At 44.1% G+C, this 16,774-nt stretch carries 15 protein-coding genes and 1 pseudogene; 6 read left to right on the top strand and 10 right to left on the bottom strand.

Annotated features, from left to right (window positions below):
• Positions 1-3 precede the first annotated feature (3 nt).
• A complete protein-coding gene (locus tag F972_RS12405; RefSeq protein WP_004683288.1) occupies positions 4-876 on the bottom strand; it encodes an acyl-CoA thioesterase in 873 nt (290 codons plus the stop codon).
• Between the two features lie 357 nt (positions 877-1,233).
• Between F972_RS12405 and plsB the strand changes: the two genes are divergently transcribed.
• On the top strand, positions 1,234-3,789 hold the full coding sequence (gene plsB, locus F972_RS12410) for a glycerol-3-phosphate 1-O-acyltransferase PlsB (RefSeq protein WP_004683289.1): 2,556 nt from the start codon (positions 1,234-1,236) through the stop codon (positions 3,787-3,789).
• A gap of 88 nt (positions 3,790-3,877) precedes the next feature.
• Here plsB and F972_RS12415 read toward each other — a convergent pair.
• Both F972_RS12415 and F972_RS12420 read right to left on the bottom strand, forming a co-directional pair.
• Positions 3,878-4,225 (bottom strand): annotated as a pseudogene (locus F972_RS12415) (hypothetical protein).
• Between the two features lie 122 nt (positions 4,226-4,347).
• On the bottom strand, positions 4,348-5,166 hold the full coding sequence (locus tag F972_RS12420) for an NAD-dependent epimerase/dehydratase family protein (protein ID WP_004769878.1): 819 nt from the start codon (positions 5,164-5,166) through the stop codon (positions 4,348-4,350).
• A gap of 18 nt (positions 5,167-5,184) precedes the next feature.
• Between F972_RS12420 and recG the strand changes: the two genes are divergently transcribed.
• The 4 genes from recG to F972_RS12440 all read left to right on the top strand — a co-directional run bounded on the left by recG (position 5,185) and on the right by F972_RS12440 (position 9,693).
• On the top strand, positions 5,185-7,230 hold the full coding sequence (gene recG, locus F972_RS12425) for an ATP-dependent DNA helicase RecG (protein ID WP_004683292.1): 2,046 nt from the start codon (positions 5,185-5,187) through the stop codon (positions 7,228-7,230).
• Complete coding sequence (locus F972_RS12430; protein ID WP_010589144.1) at positions 7,223-7,906, top strand: amidophosphoribosyltransferase; 684 nt, start codon at positions 7,223-7,225, stop codon at positions 7,904-7,906. The genes recG and F972_RS12430 overlap by 8 nt, the downstream gene beginning before the upstream one ends.
• A gap of 217 nt (positions 7,907-8,123) precedes the next feature.
• Positions 8,124-9,140, top strand: a complete 1,017-nt coding sequence (locus tag F972_RS12435; RefSeq protein WP_004673037.1) for a CorA family divalent cation transporter — start codon at positions 8,124-8,126, stop codon at positions 9,138-9,140.
• Between the two features lies 1 nt (position 9,141).
• Positions 9,142-9,693, top strand: coding sequence for a hypothetical protein (locus F972_RS12440; protein WP_004683293.1), 552 nt, complete (start codon positions 9,142-9,144; stop codon positions 9,691-9,693).
• Between the two features lie 50 nt (positions 9,694-9,743).
• Here the strand turns inward: F972_RS12440 and F972_RS12445 are convergent, their stop codons facing one another.
• Genes F972_RS12445 through F972_RS12465 form a run of 5 tightly spaced genes read right to left on the bottom strand, consistent with a single transcriptional unit; the run spans position 9,744 to position 12,967 of the window.
• Entirely contained in the window at positions 9,744-10,031 is a 288-nt protein-coding gene (locus F972_RS12445; RefSeq protein WP_004683295.1) for an STAS domain-containing protein, read from the bottom strand.
• 11 nt (positions 10,032-10,042) lie between these two features.
• A complete protein-coding gene (locus tag F972_RS12450; protein ID WP_004769879.1) occupies positions 10,043-10,675 on the bottom strand; it encodes an MlaC/ttg2D family ABC transporter substrate-binding protein in 633 nt (210 codons plus the stop codon).
• A 20-nt stretch (positions 10,676-10,695) separates the two neighbouring features.
• Complete coding sequence (locus tag F972_RS12455) at positions 10,696-11,373, bottom strand: outer membrane lipid asymmetry maintenance protein MlaD (protein WP_004769880.1); 678 nt, start codon at positions 11,371-11,373, stop codon at positions 10,696-10,698.
• Complete coding sequence (gene mlaE / locus F972_RS12460) at positions 11,373-12,152, bottom strand: lipid asymmetry maintenance ABC transporter permease subunit MlaE (protein ID WP_004769881.1); 780 nt, start codon at positions 12,150-12,152, stop codon at positions 11,373-11,375. Before mlaE ends, F972_RS12455 begins: the two co-directional genes overlap by 1 nt.
• Positions 12,149-12,967, bottom strand: a complete 819-nt coding sequence (locus tag F972_RS12465) for an ABC transporter ATP-binding protein (RefSeq protein WP_004769882.1) — start codon at positions 12,965-12,967, stop codon at positions 12,149-12,151. Before F972_RS12465 ends, mlaE begins: the two co-directional genes overlap by 4 nt.
• Before the next feature lie 136 nt (positions 12,968-13,103).
• On the opposite strand from F972_RS12465, the gene F972_RS15945 reads away from it, so the two are divergent.
• Positions 13,104-13,298, top strand: coding sequence for a hypothetical protein (locus F972_RS15945; protein ID WP_034427396.1), 195 nt, complete (start codon positions 13,104-13,106; stop codon positions 13,296-13,298).
• A gap of 87 nt (positions 13,299-13,385) precedes the next feature.
• Here F972_RS15945 and F972_RS12475 read toward each other — a convergent pair whose 3' ends face one another.
• Together F972_RS12475 and F972_RS12480 are read right to left on the bottom strand one after the other, a co-directional pair.
• A complete protein-coding gene (locus tag F972_RS12475) occupies positions 13,386-15,356 on the bottom strand; it encodes a DEAD/DEAH box helicase (protein WP_004769883.1) in 1,971 nt (656 codons plus the stop codon).
• A 453-nt stretch (positions 15,357-15,809) separates the two neighbouring features.
• The gene (locus tag F972_RS12480; RefSeq protein WP_004678643.1) at positions 15,810-16,640 is read right to left on the bottom strand and encodes an inositol monophosphatase family protein; all 831 of its coding nucleotides are present in this window, start codon (positions 16,638-16,640) and stop codon (positions 15,810-15,812) included.
• Between the last annotated feature and the right edge of the window lie 134 nt (positions 16,641-16,774).

Consider the following 16,774-nt stretch of genomic DNA (forward strand, 5'->3'; position numbering starts at 1 on the left):
AATTTACTGGGTTTCAATTTCTCTCAATCGAATTAACCCCTCTTGTACAGTGCTACATACCAGCTGACCATTCTGCCACATGCGTCCAAAATTAAGACCACGTGAACTAGCACTAATCGTTGCTTCCATATCGTAAAGCATCCAATCATCAGCACGTAACGGGCGATGGAAATAAATGGTGTGATCAATGCTTGCACATTGTAAATTTGGCGAAATCCAAGATAACCCGTGTGGACGCAGTGCGGTGGTCATCAAAGTAAAGTCTGAATAAAATGCAACGATGGCTTGATGTAATGACACGTCATCAACATTTTCTGCAATACGATCATGGGTACGAATGTAGTGCGCATAATATGGTGCTTCAGGCTGCGGCTGAAAAGGATTAACTGGTCGAGTTGGTCTGATTTCCACATGACGTTCGCGCATAAAACTGGTACGTGCATTTTCTGGAACGAAATTGAGCATACTTTCTTTTAATTCTTTCTCAGACTTCAGCTCTTCAGGACTCGGATACTCTGGTTCTTTATGTTGATAATTTAAGCCTTCTTCTGGATTGGCAAAAGATACCATGGCCGAGAAAATTGTACGTCCATGCTGGATCGCACGCACTTGTCGACTTGCAAAACTTTTACCATCTCGCAATGGATCAACTTCATAAATGATGGGTGCATCGACATCACCACCATATAAAAAATAAGCATGCAACGAATGAGCTGGACGATCTGTAGTATAGGATGCGGCCCTTAACGCCTGCCCTAGCACCTGCCCACCAAATACCCGTTTACCGACCAGATTGCGACTATTGCCTCGGAAAATATGTTCTTCAATCCGTTCCAGCGTCAATAATTCAACGAGTTCTTGAGTCAAAGCATTCATGTAACCACCTTCCAACACCAATGAGGAGAAATCAACCCAGGCATAAGGACAGCTATAGTGCCACAATAAAACACTGTTTCTAGCTCATGCACAGGGCAAAGTCAGGACAATTCAGATCAATCGTTATGAGCAGCCTGACTTGATTGTGCCATAAATTCCCATAAATATACTCAGGATAAAATGATTTGTCCGTCACATTGTTCTTGTTTATAACCGCTAAAAATACGATTTTTAACGATAAAATCTACCAAATACGCTATATTTTGTCAGAAAATAACATATCGTTTTATGTCAGAATAACGCAGAATGTCGTGCTCATCATGGCTTACTGTCAGGATTATGATTTAGGAGTCTGTAATGTCCAAGACTGGATTTGGTCAAATGTATCGCCAACTTTCGAGTAAGTTACTTGACCTTGTGGTCACCCCACATGTTCTTGGTGAAGTTCCTACAGAATCAACAACAACTGAGCAAAGCACACCAGATTCAAATAAAGTGATTTGCTATGTACTACAAAATTATTCACGTAGTAATGCTTTGGTAGTTGATGGTGAAACGCGTCGCCTTCATCTAAAGCCAGCTTTAGATGCCATGAGTTTTGGAACTTATCATGAAAAAAACTCGATTCTATTTTTACATCAAAATGAAAATAACTTTTTTAATACTCAAACATATCCCCCACGCCTTCTACAGTTGATCGAAGCATTAGAACAAAATCAAGAAGTAGATGTTCAATTAGTTCCCGTTACAGTACTTTGGGGACGTTCACCAGATAAAGAGGATTCATGGTTTAAACTGTTGTTCTCCGATACCTGGGCAACGCCTGGGACAGTCAAACAACTGGTCAATATTGGTCTACATGGTCGTGAGTCTTATTTAGAGTTCCATGCACCGCAATCCTTGCGTGAACTGGTAGATTATGCCAAGAGACATCATCCAAACATCTCTCCTGCCACGTATATCGCAAGTTCACTAGATCGCTACCTAGACCAGCAACGCGAAGTGGTACTGGGTCCTGACTTGTCAGACCGCCGCAACGTGATGCAGTCTATCATTAAGGCACCCGATGTACAGGATGCCATCCGTCGTGAAAGCATTCAGCATAAAATCAGCATGCTTGAGGCAGAACGCCGCGCAATTGGCTATGTCAATGAAATCGTTTCTGATTATTCAGCGTCAGCAGTACGCTTCGCAGATATGGCTTTAACACGATTATGGACACAACTGTATGACGGCGTTGAAGTTCATAATTTCAGTACGGTTCGCGAACTTGCGAAAGATTATGAAATTATTTACACACCATGCCACCGTAGCCATATTGACTATTTATTATTGTCCTATGTGATTTATAAACGTGGCTTGATGATTCCATATATTGCTGCGGGTGATAACCTAAACCTACCTTTTGTAGGTCAGTTATTACGTGGAGGTGGTGCATTTTTCATACGCCGATCTTTCCGCGGAAATGCACTATATACATCTGTACTCAAAGAATATTTATACAGCATTCTATCACGCAATACGCCTATCGAGTACTTCATTGAAGGTGGTCGTTCACGTACCGGTCGCTTGCTACCACCGAAGACAGGCATGCTTGCAATGACCATTCATGGTCATTTACGCGGTCGCGCCAAGCCAATTGTTTTTGTTCCAACATATATCGGCTACGAACGCCTGATGGAAGGTTCAACTTATGTCGGTGAGATGCAGGGTAAGCCAAAAGAAGCAGAATCAATTTTTGGCATCGTCAAAACTTTACGTAAAATTGAAAGAATTTTTGGCAAGGTACACGTCAATTTTGGTGAACCTGTTTTCCTTGATGATATTTTAAAGCAGCATAATGCAGATAAAATTCAGATCGAAAAAAATGATGCGCCAATTCCAGCAGAAATTTCCAGTGTGGTGTCAAGCTCAGCCAACCTGATTCTGGAAAACATCAACCGTGCGGTGGTGATCAACCCTGTTTCCCTGCTTTCGCTGATCTTGTTGGCAACGCCAAAACATACGCTGGATGAGGAGATTTGTGCAAAACAGCTCGACATTTACCGTGATCTGGCCACCCAGCAACCTTATGATGAGCGCACTCAAGTCACCTCATTATCGGGCAAGGAAATCATTGCCTATGGCATGAAGCTCAAACTGATCAAGCGCGTACAGCATGTGTTGGGCGATATTATTGCAATTGAGGACAATCAGGCGGTCTTGCTCACCTATTTCCGCAACAATATCCTGCATGCTTTCGTACTACCATCACTGGTTGCGTCACTGGTTGAGCACAACGGTAAAATTAACAAGACCGATTTAAGCAACGTCATCCGTACCCTGTATCCATTCCTGAAAGCTGAACTGTTCATGAAATGGCAGCCAGCTGAACTGCAACAGCATATTGATAGCTACATCAATGCGCTGGTACAGATTGGCCTGATCTTTCAGGACCATGATGGCAACCTGTTCAGCCCAACACCAAATAGCGAAGAACACCAGAAACTTGTGACCTTGGGATTGCCTGTGAAACAGAGCCTGGAACGTTATTACATGACGCTTGCGCTGATTACCCAGCGTGGTTCTGGCAATATCTCCACTAAACAGGTTGAGGAGCTGAGCCATTTATTGGGTCAACGTTTGTCTGTGCTGTACGAGTTCAACTCACCAGAGTTCTTTGACAAGGCACTGTTCCAAAGCTTTATTAAAGTGCTGACTCAGCAGAATTATATTCGCAATAATGAACAGGGCTTGATTGAATATGATGACAACTTTAGTGAAATGGCAGCAGGTGCCCAGTTGGTGCTTGACGAAGCGACCTTGCAGATGTTGCAGCACATCACCACATTCAGTGATGAGGAACTGGCGACAGCGCTGGAGGCAATGGCTTCACAACAGGCCAAACGCCGCTTGAAACGTAAAAAAGCTTAATATTGCAATTAATACCTCAAAGCAACTTCGCTTTGAGGTATTTTTATTTCCGACACTCCAGATATTGCGGATCATCCAGACAACGTAGTCATCTGATCAGGTCAAGAAAATAGGCATCATAGTAACCTGAATCGACATAGCGGTTACGGATTTTTGCCACCAATGCCTCATAGCCCTCTGCACCAATGCCTGTTGTGGCGGATTGTTTTCAAGAATCCCGATTCTCTTGTTGTTTAACGGGGGAAACCTTGCTGATTTGAAAGGTTTTAAATTTCAACTGGACCCGACTTTGCTGTGCATACAGGCGAATATCCTGCAACCTGCGGCTAATATCGCCCTGAGTCCCCACAGGGTCAAATACACAGCAGACCTGTTCACTCGCCCAACTGTTTGTCGCAATCCATCCGAGAAGCACTGTATATATTATTTTTTTCATCGCTGACCTTTGCCCACTTTGCTGCAAACTCTGTGCATCATTCAAGCCATCTTGAAGATACACTGACATCCAATGGTAATAAAGGCCATATTCCGCATCACAACACTTGCAGTTTGATCGAATTATTCTGGATTGCCATGTGCCGACAAGGCCGCCGCATAGTCATTAAAGCAAATCAAATGGTCAAATTTAAAATCCATTTCCATCAGTCTGGTGGCATAAATGCGTTTCCCTGTCTGCTGTTCAGAGAGCAACCTCAACGCAGGCAAATCAAGCTGTTGCTGGAACCAGAGCAGGATTTCATGCATGGGTAAAGGCATGTTATTGGTGACGATATAGCTGGGCTGTGCATTCTCCATATCCATAAGTTGAGCCAAAAACCTTGCCAAATCATTAATATGGATACGGTTACTCAAATGAATGGCTGGGTAGGTTGATGTTTGCTCAGCCATTCGTTGCAGACGGGCCACTGATGTTCCATAAATCCCTGTTGGACGAACGATGATGCTCTGCTGTGGATAATGCATCTGCCACAACAACTCCATTTTCCGTAACAGCTTGCCCTGCTCATCGGCAGGCTGGATCAATGACTCATCATCAATCCTCTCCCCTGCATTTTCACCATAGACTCGTGTCGAAGAAACAATGATGATGCGCTGAACAGGATGTAACTTTAAGGCCTTGAGGATTGGCTCAACACTGTCCACATAGGTGTGCTGGTAGGCCTCGATTCCCTTTTGTGACGGAGCAAGCAACACATAGACCACATCAATCGGAGCAAATGCGGTCAGGTCGAGCTGGTGAATATCCTGTATCTCATGTGTCGCGTAACAATCTGTTTTTGCACTGCGACTAATTGTGCTAATGTGGTGACCCTGCTCAAATAAGTGTTTAGCAACACGTTGAGATGTTTTACCATAACCAATAAATAAAATATGCATACATATCCCTGACCAAAGATGACCTCAGTCCAGCAATTACAAGGCGTTGGTGCTGCCGCAGCGGCCCTGCTCGAAAAACTTCATATTTTTAGCACGGATGACCTGCTGTTTCATCTTCCGCGTGACTATGAAGATCGTAGCACGATTATTCCAATGAATCAGTTGGTGGTTGGGCGCAGTTACCTGCTTGAGGGTGAAGTCAGGTCTGTTGACTTTCCACCTGGCAAAAAGAAGTCACTGGCGGCATTGCTACAGGATGATTTTGGCAAGGTCACTTTACGTTTTTATCATATTTACAAGGGTCTGACCGACCGTATCAAGATTGGGCAACGCCTGCGGATTTTTGGCGAGGTTCGGGTCGGTGCACGTGGTCTGGAACTGTATCACCCTGAAATTCAGGTGATCCAGCAACATACTGCCTTACCCAAAACCCAGCTTACCGCAATCTACCCAAGTACCGAGGGCCTGACCCAGCCCAAACTACGGGAATATGTACGTCAGGCTTTACAGTACCATAGTGATGAGCTGGCTGAACTACTGCCTAAAAAATACAGTAACGGCTATGAGTTGAAAGAGGCTCTGCATTACATCCATGAGCCGCCAACCGATGCCAATATGTTGCAGCTTAATCAGGGTTCCCATCCTGCACAGCAACGGCTGATTTTTGAGGAGCTGGTTGCCCATCAGGTCAGTTTGTTGACGCGCCGTGCCTATATCCGCCAGATTGCCGCCCCGCGTTTTAACAGCAGCAAGGTTTTGGCAAAGCACTTACTGGATGGTCTACCATTTCAGATGACCAACGCCCAGAAACGGGTTTCCAAGGAAATATTGCACGACCTTAAACAGGATCAGCCAATGTTGCGTCTGGTACAGGGTGATGTCGGGGCAGGTAAAACCCTAGTTGCTGCAGTCGCTGCCTGTCATGCGCTGGAAGCGGACTGGCAGGTGGTCTTGATGGCACCGACGGAGATTCTTGCCGAGCAGCACTACTTAAACTTTAAACGCTGGTTTGAACCGTTGGGCATTGAGGTGGCATGGCTGTCAGGCAAACAGAAAGGTAAGGCACGCGCTCAGGCCGAACAACAGATCAAGCAGGGTCATGCCCAGTTGATTGTGGGCACTCATGCACTGTTTCAGGACAATGTCGAGTTTTCCAGACTCGGTCTAGTGATTATTGATGAGCAGCACCGTTTTGGGGTTGATCAACGGCTTGCCCTACGCAACAAAGGTACAGACCAGTTCACACCCCATCAGTTGGTGATGACTGCAACCCCAATTCCCCGCACGCTGGCTATGAGTGCCTATGGTGATCTGGACACCTCCATTATTGATGAACTGCCACCAGGACGTACCCCCATTCAAACTGTGACCATTCCACTGGATCGGCGCGAGCAGGTTCTGCAACGTATCGCAAGCAATTGTCGGGAGGGCAAGCAGGCCTATTGGGTCTGTACGCTGGTTGAACAGTCTGAAACGCTGGATGCACAGGCGGCCGAGGCCACCTATCAGGAAATTAAAGAGCGTTTTTCAGACATCAACATTGGGCTGGTGCATGGTAAAATGAAAGCAGATGAAAAACAGTCGGTTATGCAGGCCTTTAAGGACAATCAATTACAATTACTGATTGCCACCACGGTGATTGAGGTCGGCGTGGATGTACCCAATGCATCCATCATGGTGATTGAAAATGCAGAACGGCTGGGGCTGTCGCAACTGCATCAGCTCCGTGGTCGGGTAGGTCGGGGCGCAACCGCAAGTTTCTGCGCCCTACTCTATAAAACTCCATTGTCACAGAATGGACAGGAACGCCTTTCAATTTTACGGGAAAGCAATGACGGCTTTGTGATTGCTGAAAAGGATCTTGAAATTCGCGGTCCAGGTGAGTTGCTGGGCACCAAACAGACAGGCGATATCGGCTTTCGCGTGGCGCGTCTGGAACGTGATGACCATTTACTCAGCCAGGCACATTATGTGGCGGCACAAATCCTCAAGGATTATCCACAACATGCTGACGGCCTGCTCAAACGCTGGTTGCCTGAAGCTCCAAGATACGCTTATGTTTAAATTACTTGGCACATCCGTCCAACAGGTTTTTGATTATTGCACGCCATGTAGCCTGTGTGACATTGGGATCAAACAGCATTTTGGTGTTTGTCACAATTGCTGGCAACAACTGCCGTGGTTGAAACAGCACATTACCCGTAACCAGCAACAGGTATTTGTTGCCTGTCATTATCAATATCCGATTGACCGCATTATTCAACAGTTTAAATATGAGCAAAAACTGCATCATCAACGTTTATTGAATGGCCTGTTGCTACAACTCAAACTTCCCAGAGTTCAGGCCATTGTGCCAATGCCAATTTCCACAGATCGTTTGGTAGAGCGAGGTTTTAACCAAACCCTGTTACTGGCCAAAGCACTGGCACATAACCTGAATATTCCTGTCTGGCAGCCTGTACAACGTCTGGCACAACACTCACAAAAAGGCTTTTCGCGTCTGGAGAGGCTGGAAGACATTGAGCAGCAATTTATTAGCAATCCATCAGGAAAAATCCGCTATCGAAAAGTGCTGATTGTGGATGATGTGGTGACTACGGGAAGTTCCATTACCGCCTTGTCACAGGCATTGGAACAAATCGGCTGCCAACAAATCTATAGTGTGTGTTTGGCGGCCGCACAACATCGTGAGTCTAGCTTACAAGGTTTTGCTGACACCATGGAATCACCACCTCTTTAGTCAGTGGTGCCAATATTGTGGACTGATCATCCAAATAGAATTTATACAATTAAAACCGTTTTATATAACTGTCATGCTGCTAAAGTAGACTATGTAACAAGATTTTTAACAAAATAACGTTTAGGCAAGTGTTTTTCAGCCCATCCTTGTCTAAAATACACGCTGACTTTCTGTAAAATGCAGAAGGCCTTATATTGACTGCGCGAGGAAAAAAGACATGCTTGAAGCCTTTTATGCCACAGAGCGCGGTAGTCTAGAAGATGCAACAATCAATGGTGGATTTGATCTACACCCAGAGTTGGTTTGGATTGACCTAATTGCGCCATCCCAAGAAGAACAACAATGGGTTCTCGAGGCCTACGATCGCAATCTACCCACCCTAAAATCACTTGAAGACATTTCCTCATCAGCACGTTTTTATCGTGATGATGAAGGTATTTTACATATCAGTACTTACTTTCTCACCAAGAACAAAAATTTCCAGTCAGATCGAGAACAAGAAGATCTTGAAAATACCCTTGCAGCAACCGTACATACAGTTGCTTTCTTGCTTGAGAAAAACCGACTCATCACACTCCGTGGTGAAAAATTAGTCGCATTTCGAGCATTTCGAGCAAGAGCGAGACGTAATGATTATGAGATGGACTATAAAGATCCAGTTTGGATTTTATTAGGCTTATTGGAAGCTAAACTAGATGAACTTTCAGATATCTTAGAAGACACCCACCGTTATCTTGAAGAGTACTCCGCAGAAGTCCTGAATGATCATCACCGTGAACAAATTCTTGATCTTGACGACATGATCACAAACCTCGCGCATCAAGAAGATATGTTGGGAAAAGCACAACTCTGTCTTACAGACTTACGTCGTGTGTTGTCTTTTCTGTCACGTCCACGCGCCTTGGGTAGCCATATATATGATGCAGATATTCGAGAAATGAGTGAGGATGTTCGTTCTTTACTAGAACATAATGCGTTCCTGTTTCAAAAGCTTAAATTCTTACTCGATATCACCACTGGTTTTGCAAATACTGAAATGAATGAGACCTTTAAACGTTTCTCAATTTTACCAAGTATGCTTGCGCCACCGATGTTAATTGCCAGTATTTATGGCATGAACACCGATGTTTTGCCTTTTGCGCAAGGGGATACGAGCTTTTGGATTGTGATTACATTGGTTTTAACATTTTTAACTGGACCAACACTTTATTTCCGCTGGAAGAAATGGATTTAGCATGAAAGGCAATTCTCTTTTTTTGAGTATGCCTATTCTAGGATCGATTCTATTCCTTCCGACTGCTTTTGCTTGTGCACCGTATTCACCAGATGACGTGTTTATTGCACGTCTTCAAGCTGTTCAGAAGATAGCATCTACAGATCATTACCACTTAACTATAAGTAATTCCCATTTTATCTTCCAAGGCTTTAGAACATGGATAATGCGTTCAAAGCCGAAACAATGGCAGAGTCAGTTCCCACTTAAAAATATAAAGAAGAATGATTTAATCATTGGCTTAGCCTACGCCCCTGATCAAGCTAAACCACACAACTATACTGTGGCTTCTTTAGCACGGTTACAGTGTCAAAATAATATCCTATCTATAGACCAGCCAATTGTACCGTTCCTAGCGTGGAACCGAAAAAATAATAATTGTCATGATGACCACACCACATCCATAAAATTACTAGATGGTTTTTTAGCATACGATCAATCTTATTATCTCAAAAAATTACACACAAAATATCCAACTTGTCAGGCTCTTTTTTCAGCCTTTCCAAAATCATAAATATAAAAAAAGAGCTTTATAAAAAAGCTCTTTTTTCGATTCATACAATATCAAATCAAAATAAGGTCATCTTCTAAATGACAAGCTTGGATGATTTTCAGCATTTTCTCAGGGACATTTTTAAAATGCAGCCCTTTACTTTCAGGGGTTTGACGCAACCATTGCACTAATACAGCGAGAGACAAGGTGCTGCCCTGTTCAAGCTGAGCAAGATCAACAATCAAAGGAAAATGCTGATGTTGTTGAATATGCGCTAAGCCTGATTGGTAAATCTGCTCTGCATTTTCAAAATCGATCGTCTTAGGAACGATAAGTTGCTGATCAATATACTGAATCACCCTTCACCTACTTATTTTTTAGTGACTGCAGCATCTGCATCAGGTTTAAAAGTTGCAATCGCTTTATTGATATCACCACCATTACGCTGAACCGTTGCCGCAAATTGGTTACGGAACTGTAAACCAAGGTCAACGCCAGATACATTGATATTACGTACTTTCCACTGATCGCCCTTGTCCGTTAACTGGAACGACACAGGAATCTTTTCACCATTGTGCAGGAAGTCTAAAGTTACCACAGGGTTTTTACTGTTTGACGCTTTATAAGGGCGCATGGTATAGCTTTCGTTGGTGTATTTCGCAAAAGCACCACCATAGTTTTCGATGATCACTTCACGGAAGTTTTTCTCAAACTGGGCGCGCTGTGCAGCATTGGTATATTGGTTATTGGCATAAGTACCCAACACAATACGTGTAAACGCCTGTGAGTCTACATAGGGGTCAAGATTTTGACGAATAATCGTTCTTACCAAAGCTGGGTTATTCTGTAATTTCGCATGATCTGCTTTTAAACGGGTAATCAGCCCATCAGCAACACGCTTGACAAAATCAGGTGGAGTTTCTGTTGGTGCTGCAAATGCTGTGGTTGCAAGCATAGCCGATAATACGCTTGCTGTTAGCGTTTGTTTCAATAATGTGTTCACGGACAATCTCCTAACCTATATTACTCAGCGAAAGATGGTTCTGCTTCAGCAGCGGCTGGCTGCGAATTTGAACCCTCTGTTGCGGTTGATCCAGTTGTGGCTTTACCAGCACCACCTGTAATAAATTTGCTAATCAAATCTTCTAAATCCATCGTACCCTGGGTATTTGAAACCACGTCACCACGTTTAAGGTAGTTCACACCACCACCTGGCACCACTTTCAAATATTTCTCACCCAGAAGACCATTGGTTGCAACCATAATATAAGCATCCTCATCCAGGCTGGTGATGGAGGTCATGTTGCGGATGAGTTGCTGTTCCATTTCTTTTTGTTTCGCGGCATCGGCCTGCTCATAGTCAGCACTGTAGCGCAATTCTTCAAGTGCGTTCTTTTGCACTTCCTTGAGTTGCTCTGGACTAAAGCTGGTCAACTTACCATCAAGGTCAAACTTGACTGTTGCCAGACGTGACACTGGATCAAGGGTAATGGATTCTACACGGCCAATGGTGACACCACTCATGGTTACCTTGGCACGTGGTTTTAAACCATTCACATTATCAAACTGCGCTGTCATGCTGTAGCTGTCACGTAAATTGGTACCCACCAAGCCACTGACCTTCATCGCAAGAAAAAATAGAGCAATACCGAAGATAATGACAAAAATACCTACAGCCAGCTCACTAGTACGTGATTTCATTAAATCCCTCCGAACATGACCGCAGTCAACACAAAATCAAAACCTAATACACAAAGTGAAGAATATACGACCGTTCTGGTCATTGCAGTCGCGATACCTTCAGGTGTCGGGTCACAGGCATAGCCCTGATAGACCGCTACCCATGTACAAATCAGGGCAAATACAATACTTTTAATAATGGTGCCATTTAAAATGTCATGCCAGAACTGCACGCTGCTTTGCATGCCACTCCAGAATGAACCTTCATCAGCGCCCAAGAAATCAACCCCCACCATCTTGCCGCCAATAATGCCAATGGTTGCAAAAATCACGGTGAGCATTGGCAGACTGACAATCCCTGCCCATAAACGTGGGGAAACAATTTGACGAAGTGGATCAACCCCGATCATTTCCATACTGGCAAGCTGTTCACTCTGCTTCATGGAACCAATTTCAGCGGTCAGTGCTGAACCTGCACGGCCTGCGAACAGCAAGGCAGCCACCACAGATGCCAGTTCACGTAATAGTGTCAGTGAAATTGCTGTACCCAGCATCGCCTCACTGCCAAAGGTGACCAGAATGCTATACATCTGCAAGCCAAGCACAGCACCAATAAACAAGCCTGAAACTGCGATAATCAGCAGGGACATCACCCCAACACGATACATCTGGTACACAAAACGCTGAAAGCCACCTTTAGTTGGCATGGAAAATAAAACTTGCAGCAGCATCAGTGCCGCAGCACCAATTCCCTTTATTCGCTCAATAACGAGTCTACCTAGCCAGGCAATCGCATTCATGGACGAACCTCGTTATCTAAATATGCTTGGTGAGTAAATTGATATTCGACAGGTCCCTCAACCGAACCTGTTAAAAACTGGCGCACAAATGGTGATGCGTGATTTTTTAATTGTTCAGGTGAACCTTCACCCTGAATTTTACCTTCCGCCACCACATAAATATAGTCAGCAATCGACAGTGTCTCTGAGACATCATGTGAGACAATAATGGTCGTTAAATCCAACGCTTCACGCAGGGAACGGATTAAACGGGTAAGCACCCCCATCACTATCGGGTCCTGTCCTGCAAAGGGTTCGTCATACATGATCAGTTCAGGATCAAGCGCAATAGCACGTGCCAAAGCCACACGGCGGTTCATACCACCCGAAAGCTCAGTTGGCATCAACTGCTCAGCCCCACGTAAACCGACGGATTCAAGTTTTAATGCCACCAGTTCTGAGATGAGGTGTTCTGGCAATTTGGTATGTGCACGAATCGGGAATGCCACATTTTCATAGACCGACATATCGGTAAACAGCGCACCACTCTGGAATAACATGCCCATACGTGCACGCGCAGCGAATAATTCATGACGTGACATTGCAGCAATATTTTTGCCATCCAGCAAAACTTCGCCCTGATCGGGGCTCAGTTGCCCACCAATCAAACGCAATAGAGTGGTCTTACCTGTACCTGATGGTCCCATAATGGCAGTAATTTGACCACGTCGAATTTTAAGGCTGATATCGTCATAAATGACGCGTTCTCCTCGATTAAAGCTCAGGTTTTTAACTTCAATTAGGGCTTCGCTATCGAGAGGAGATTTGTTATTCATAATGGCATTCATTCCTGCACTTTTTATGCACGCATACTATACACTGAAAGACTAAATCGTTGTTTTTATTTTGATGAGCGACGTATGAAGATTGTTAATTTATGTAGTTATTTTTTGAGACGACCTGACTGGTGGTTTGGCTGGAATTGACATTTACGGAATCGGCGTGATTGGCACCAAAAAGTGCATAGGCGAAAAACAGGCCATTACACAGCATCAAAATGACAAAAAGGAATGGCAGTCCATCATTTCATATGAAAAACCACATTTGACTCAAAAGACTTTTGATTTGATTAAGCCTTTTTTATTTCTTATGCAAAATTTGAATTAGCACACATTTTAACAATTTTACCTGACTAATCCCAAACAAAAAAGCCAGTTTTACAACTGGCTTCTTCTTTTCATCGGTTTTTAACGATTAAAAATCGTTTTTGCGACGACGGTCACCACCGAAGCCACTTTCACGTGCTGGACGATCACCAAAATCACGCTTTGGACGGTCTTCACCACCGAAACTACGCTTTGGACGGTCTTCACCACCGAAACTACGTTTTGGGCGATCTTCACCACCGAAACTACGTTTTGGGCGATCTTCACCACCGAAACTACGTTTTGGACGGTCACTGAAACCACCCTCACGTTGTGGACGATCACCAAAATCGCGCTTTGGACGGTCGCCGAAGCCACCCTCGCGTTGTGGACGATCACCAAAATCACGTTTTGGACGGTCACCGAAACCACCCTCACGTTGTGGACGATCACCAAAATCACGTTTTGGACGGTCGCTAAAACCACCCTCACGGCGTGGTTTATAGTCTACGCGGTTGCCACGGTTGTCATCATTCGCGTCAAAACGTGGTTTATCGTTAAAACCACCCTCACGGCGTGGACGGTCAGAATTGAACTCGCGGCGTGGACGCTCTTCACCACCAAAGCTACGCTTTGGACGGTCTTCAAAACCGCCTTCACGGCGTGGGCGATCAGAATTAAACTCGCGACGTGGGCGGTCTTCACCAGCAAACGCTGGACGCTCACCACGAGGTTTGTCATCAAAGCTACGACGTGGACGATCATCACCGCCTTCACGACGCTTAAAGTTACTTTCACCTTCAAAACGACGACCACCACCAAAACCACCACGACCGCCGCCATCACGACCACCACGGCTACGACCACCGCCATCACGACCACCACCACCATCACGACCTGAACGTGCAGGAGGTGGAGATGGCTCTAAACCTTCGATTTCAGATACATTTAAACGTGCATCTAAATAATCTTCTAAAGCACGGATTTTGCCACGCTCACGGTAAGTTGCCAAAGTAACAGCTTGCCCGGTACGACCCGCACGACCTGTACGACCAATACGGTGTACATAGTCTTCATTTTTCATCGGTAAACCGAAGTTGATTACGTGTGAAATTGTTGGTACGTCTAAACCACGCGCTGCAACGTCAGTCGCCACCAGGATTTTTGCACGGCCTTCACGAATACTACGTAAACGACGGTTACGAACGGTTTGAGGCATTGCACCATGTAGCGCAACAACCGAGTGACCTGCTTCAGCCAATTCTTCAGCAAGCATATCTGTATCTTCTTGCGTGCTTGCGAATACAACAGCTTGATCTACTGATTCGTCAGATAACCAATGCGTAAGTAATTTTTTCTTGTGTTCGAAACCATCAGTCCAATGTAATGTTTGCGTTACATCAGTATTGGTGCTGTGACCAGTTTCGATTGCAATACGTTGTGGATCATTCATCATACGCTCAGCAAGACGAATAATACGATCTGCAAATGTTGCAGAGAACATCAATGTTTGTTTACGGTTTGCAGCTAATTCACCAATTGCTTCTAAGTCTTCAGAGAAACCTAGATCAAGCATACGGTCAGCTTCATCAACAATTAATGATTCAACTTTATCAAGTTTAATTTGACGACGGTTTACAAGGTCAAGTAAACGACCTGGAGTCGCGACAACAACCTGAGCGCCTTTAAGCTGTTGAATTTGCTTACCAAAAGGCATACCACCCATAATTACAGCAATACGAACACCTTTCATGTGACGTACAAATGCAATCGCATCTTGGCTAACTTGTTGAGCCAATTCACGTGTAGGAGAAATAACCAAAATAGTGGGTTGTGTTACGGCTTTCATACGGTCTTTAAACGAAACAAAAGCTTCTTCGCCAGCTAAAGCATTCAATGTAGGGAGTAAGAATGCAGCTGTTTTACCAGAACCAGTCTGGCTTGAAACTAATAAATCTTTACCTGCTAAAGCAGCGGGAATCGCTTGTTCTTGCACAGGAGTTGGTGTGGTAAAACCTAAACCTTCAAGCGCTTGTTGTAAGGTTTCGTGTAAAGAAAATTCGGCAAAAGTTTTGCTCATAGAGAGTTTCACCCTAATGGGTGCTCCATTTTAATAAATACAAAAAATAGACATCGGCAACAAGCGGCAAAGCGACTCAAGCTGAATATAAATACAATTCAGTGGCAATCCGAATAACGACGATGTGGACTAAACGCACGCTTGATTACTGCCTCAACCTGAAGAATCGCTAAGCGATTTGGGCGCAAGATGTGGTCCTCTCTATGGACAGCGAGCGCATAATATGAATAGAACTGAATGTTCAGGTAATGAACTGGAATTTAAGTGCGTGGGCGGATTATAGCAGAATAATTTTAAAAGTCACCTTTTTTAATAGGTTTTTCTATTGAATCACCTTTATTATTTGTATCTGAGCGATTACTAAAGAAATCATGACCAAGATAGCTCTTTAATTATTCTCAAGTCCTCATAAAAAACCCTCAAATATTGAGGGTCTTTTTAGTAATCTATAAATTATTTTGCAGCTTCGCCCCAAGCTGGAACAACCGCCTGCATCAACGGTTTTAACATCTTGAGTGAACAGGCAATCACCTGACCATTGTCAAATGAATCATTACCACCACGTGCATCAACGACTGCACCGCCCGCTTCCTTTACAATCAACTCACCCGCGGCAATATCCCACGGTTTTAAACCAAGTTCAAAGAAACCATCAAAACGACCTGCAGCGACATAAGCTAAATCTAAAGCAGCAGAGCCACCACGACGGATTTGCGCGCCTGATTTAGTTACAGCCAACAAAGAAGCGAAATGCTGTTCTGCATAAGATACGATTTCACCGTTGCGCTTCGCACGATAAGGATGACCTACCGCAAGGAAAGTATTTTCCAAGGAATCTTTTAGATTGACACGAATACGGCGCTGGTTCATGACTGCACCACGGCCACGGCTTGCAGAGAATAATTCATCACGCACTGGATCGTAGATCACACCGTGCTGAGTTACGCCTTTATGTTGTACAGCGATAGAAATACAGAAATGAGGAAAACCGTTGATAAAGTTTTGAGTACCATCTAAAGGATCAATCACCCAGCACCAATCTGCATCGTGACCTTTACCTTCTTGCATGCCAAACTCTTCACCAAGGAAGCTATGGTTTTTATAACTTTTACGAAGCGTATCAATTGTAAGTTGTTCGATATAACGGTCAACACGCGTTACTGGACCATCAATGCCTTTTTCTTCAACTTGTAAATCGAGTTTATGACGATTTTGATGTGCCTTTAAAAGCTCTTGACCAACTGTTTGAGCCGCACGCGCAGCCATAACCACCATAGGTTCCATTGAACACCCACTACAAATTTGAAGATTTTGACAAAGAATAATGCATAAAAGCCCCTATATTCTATCAAATATAAGGGCTTTTAGGTAAAAAATGTTTGCGAAAGATTATTTTGCAATTTACAAAGCGTTAAGGA

The sequence above is a fragment of the Acinetobacter sp. CIP 102529 genome (genome assembly GCF_000368325.1).
Taxonomy (GTDB): Bacteria; Pseudomonadota; Gammaproteobacteria; order Pseudomonadales; family Moraxellaceae; genus Acinetobacter; species Acinetobacter parvus.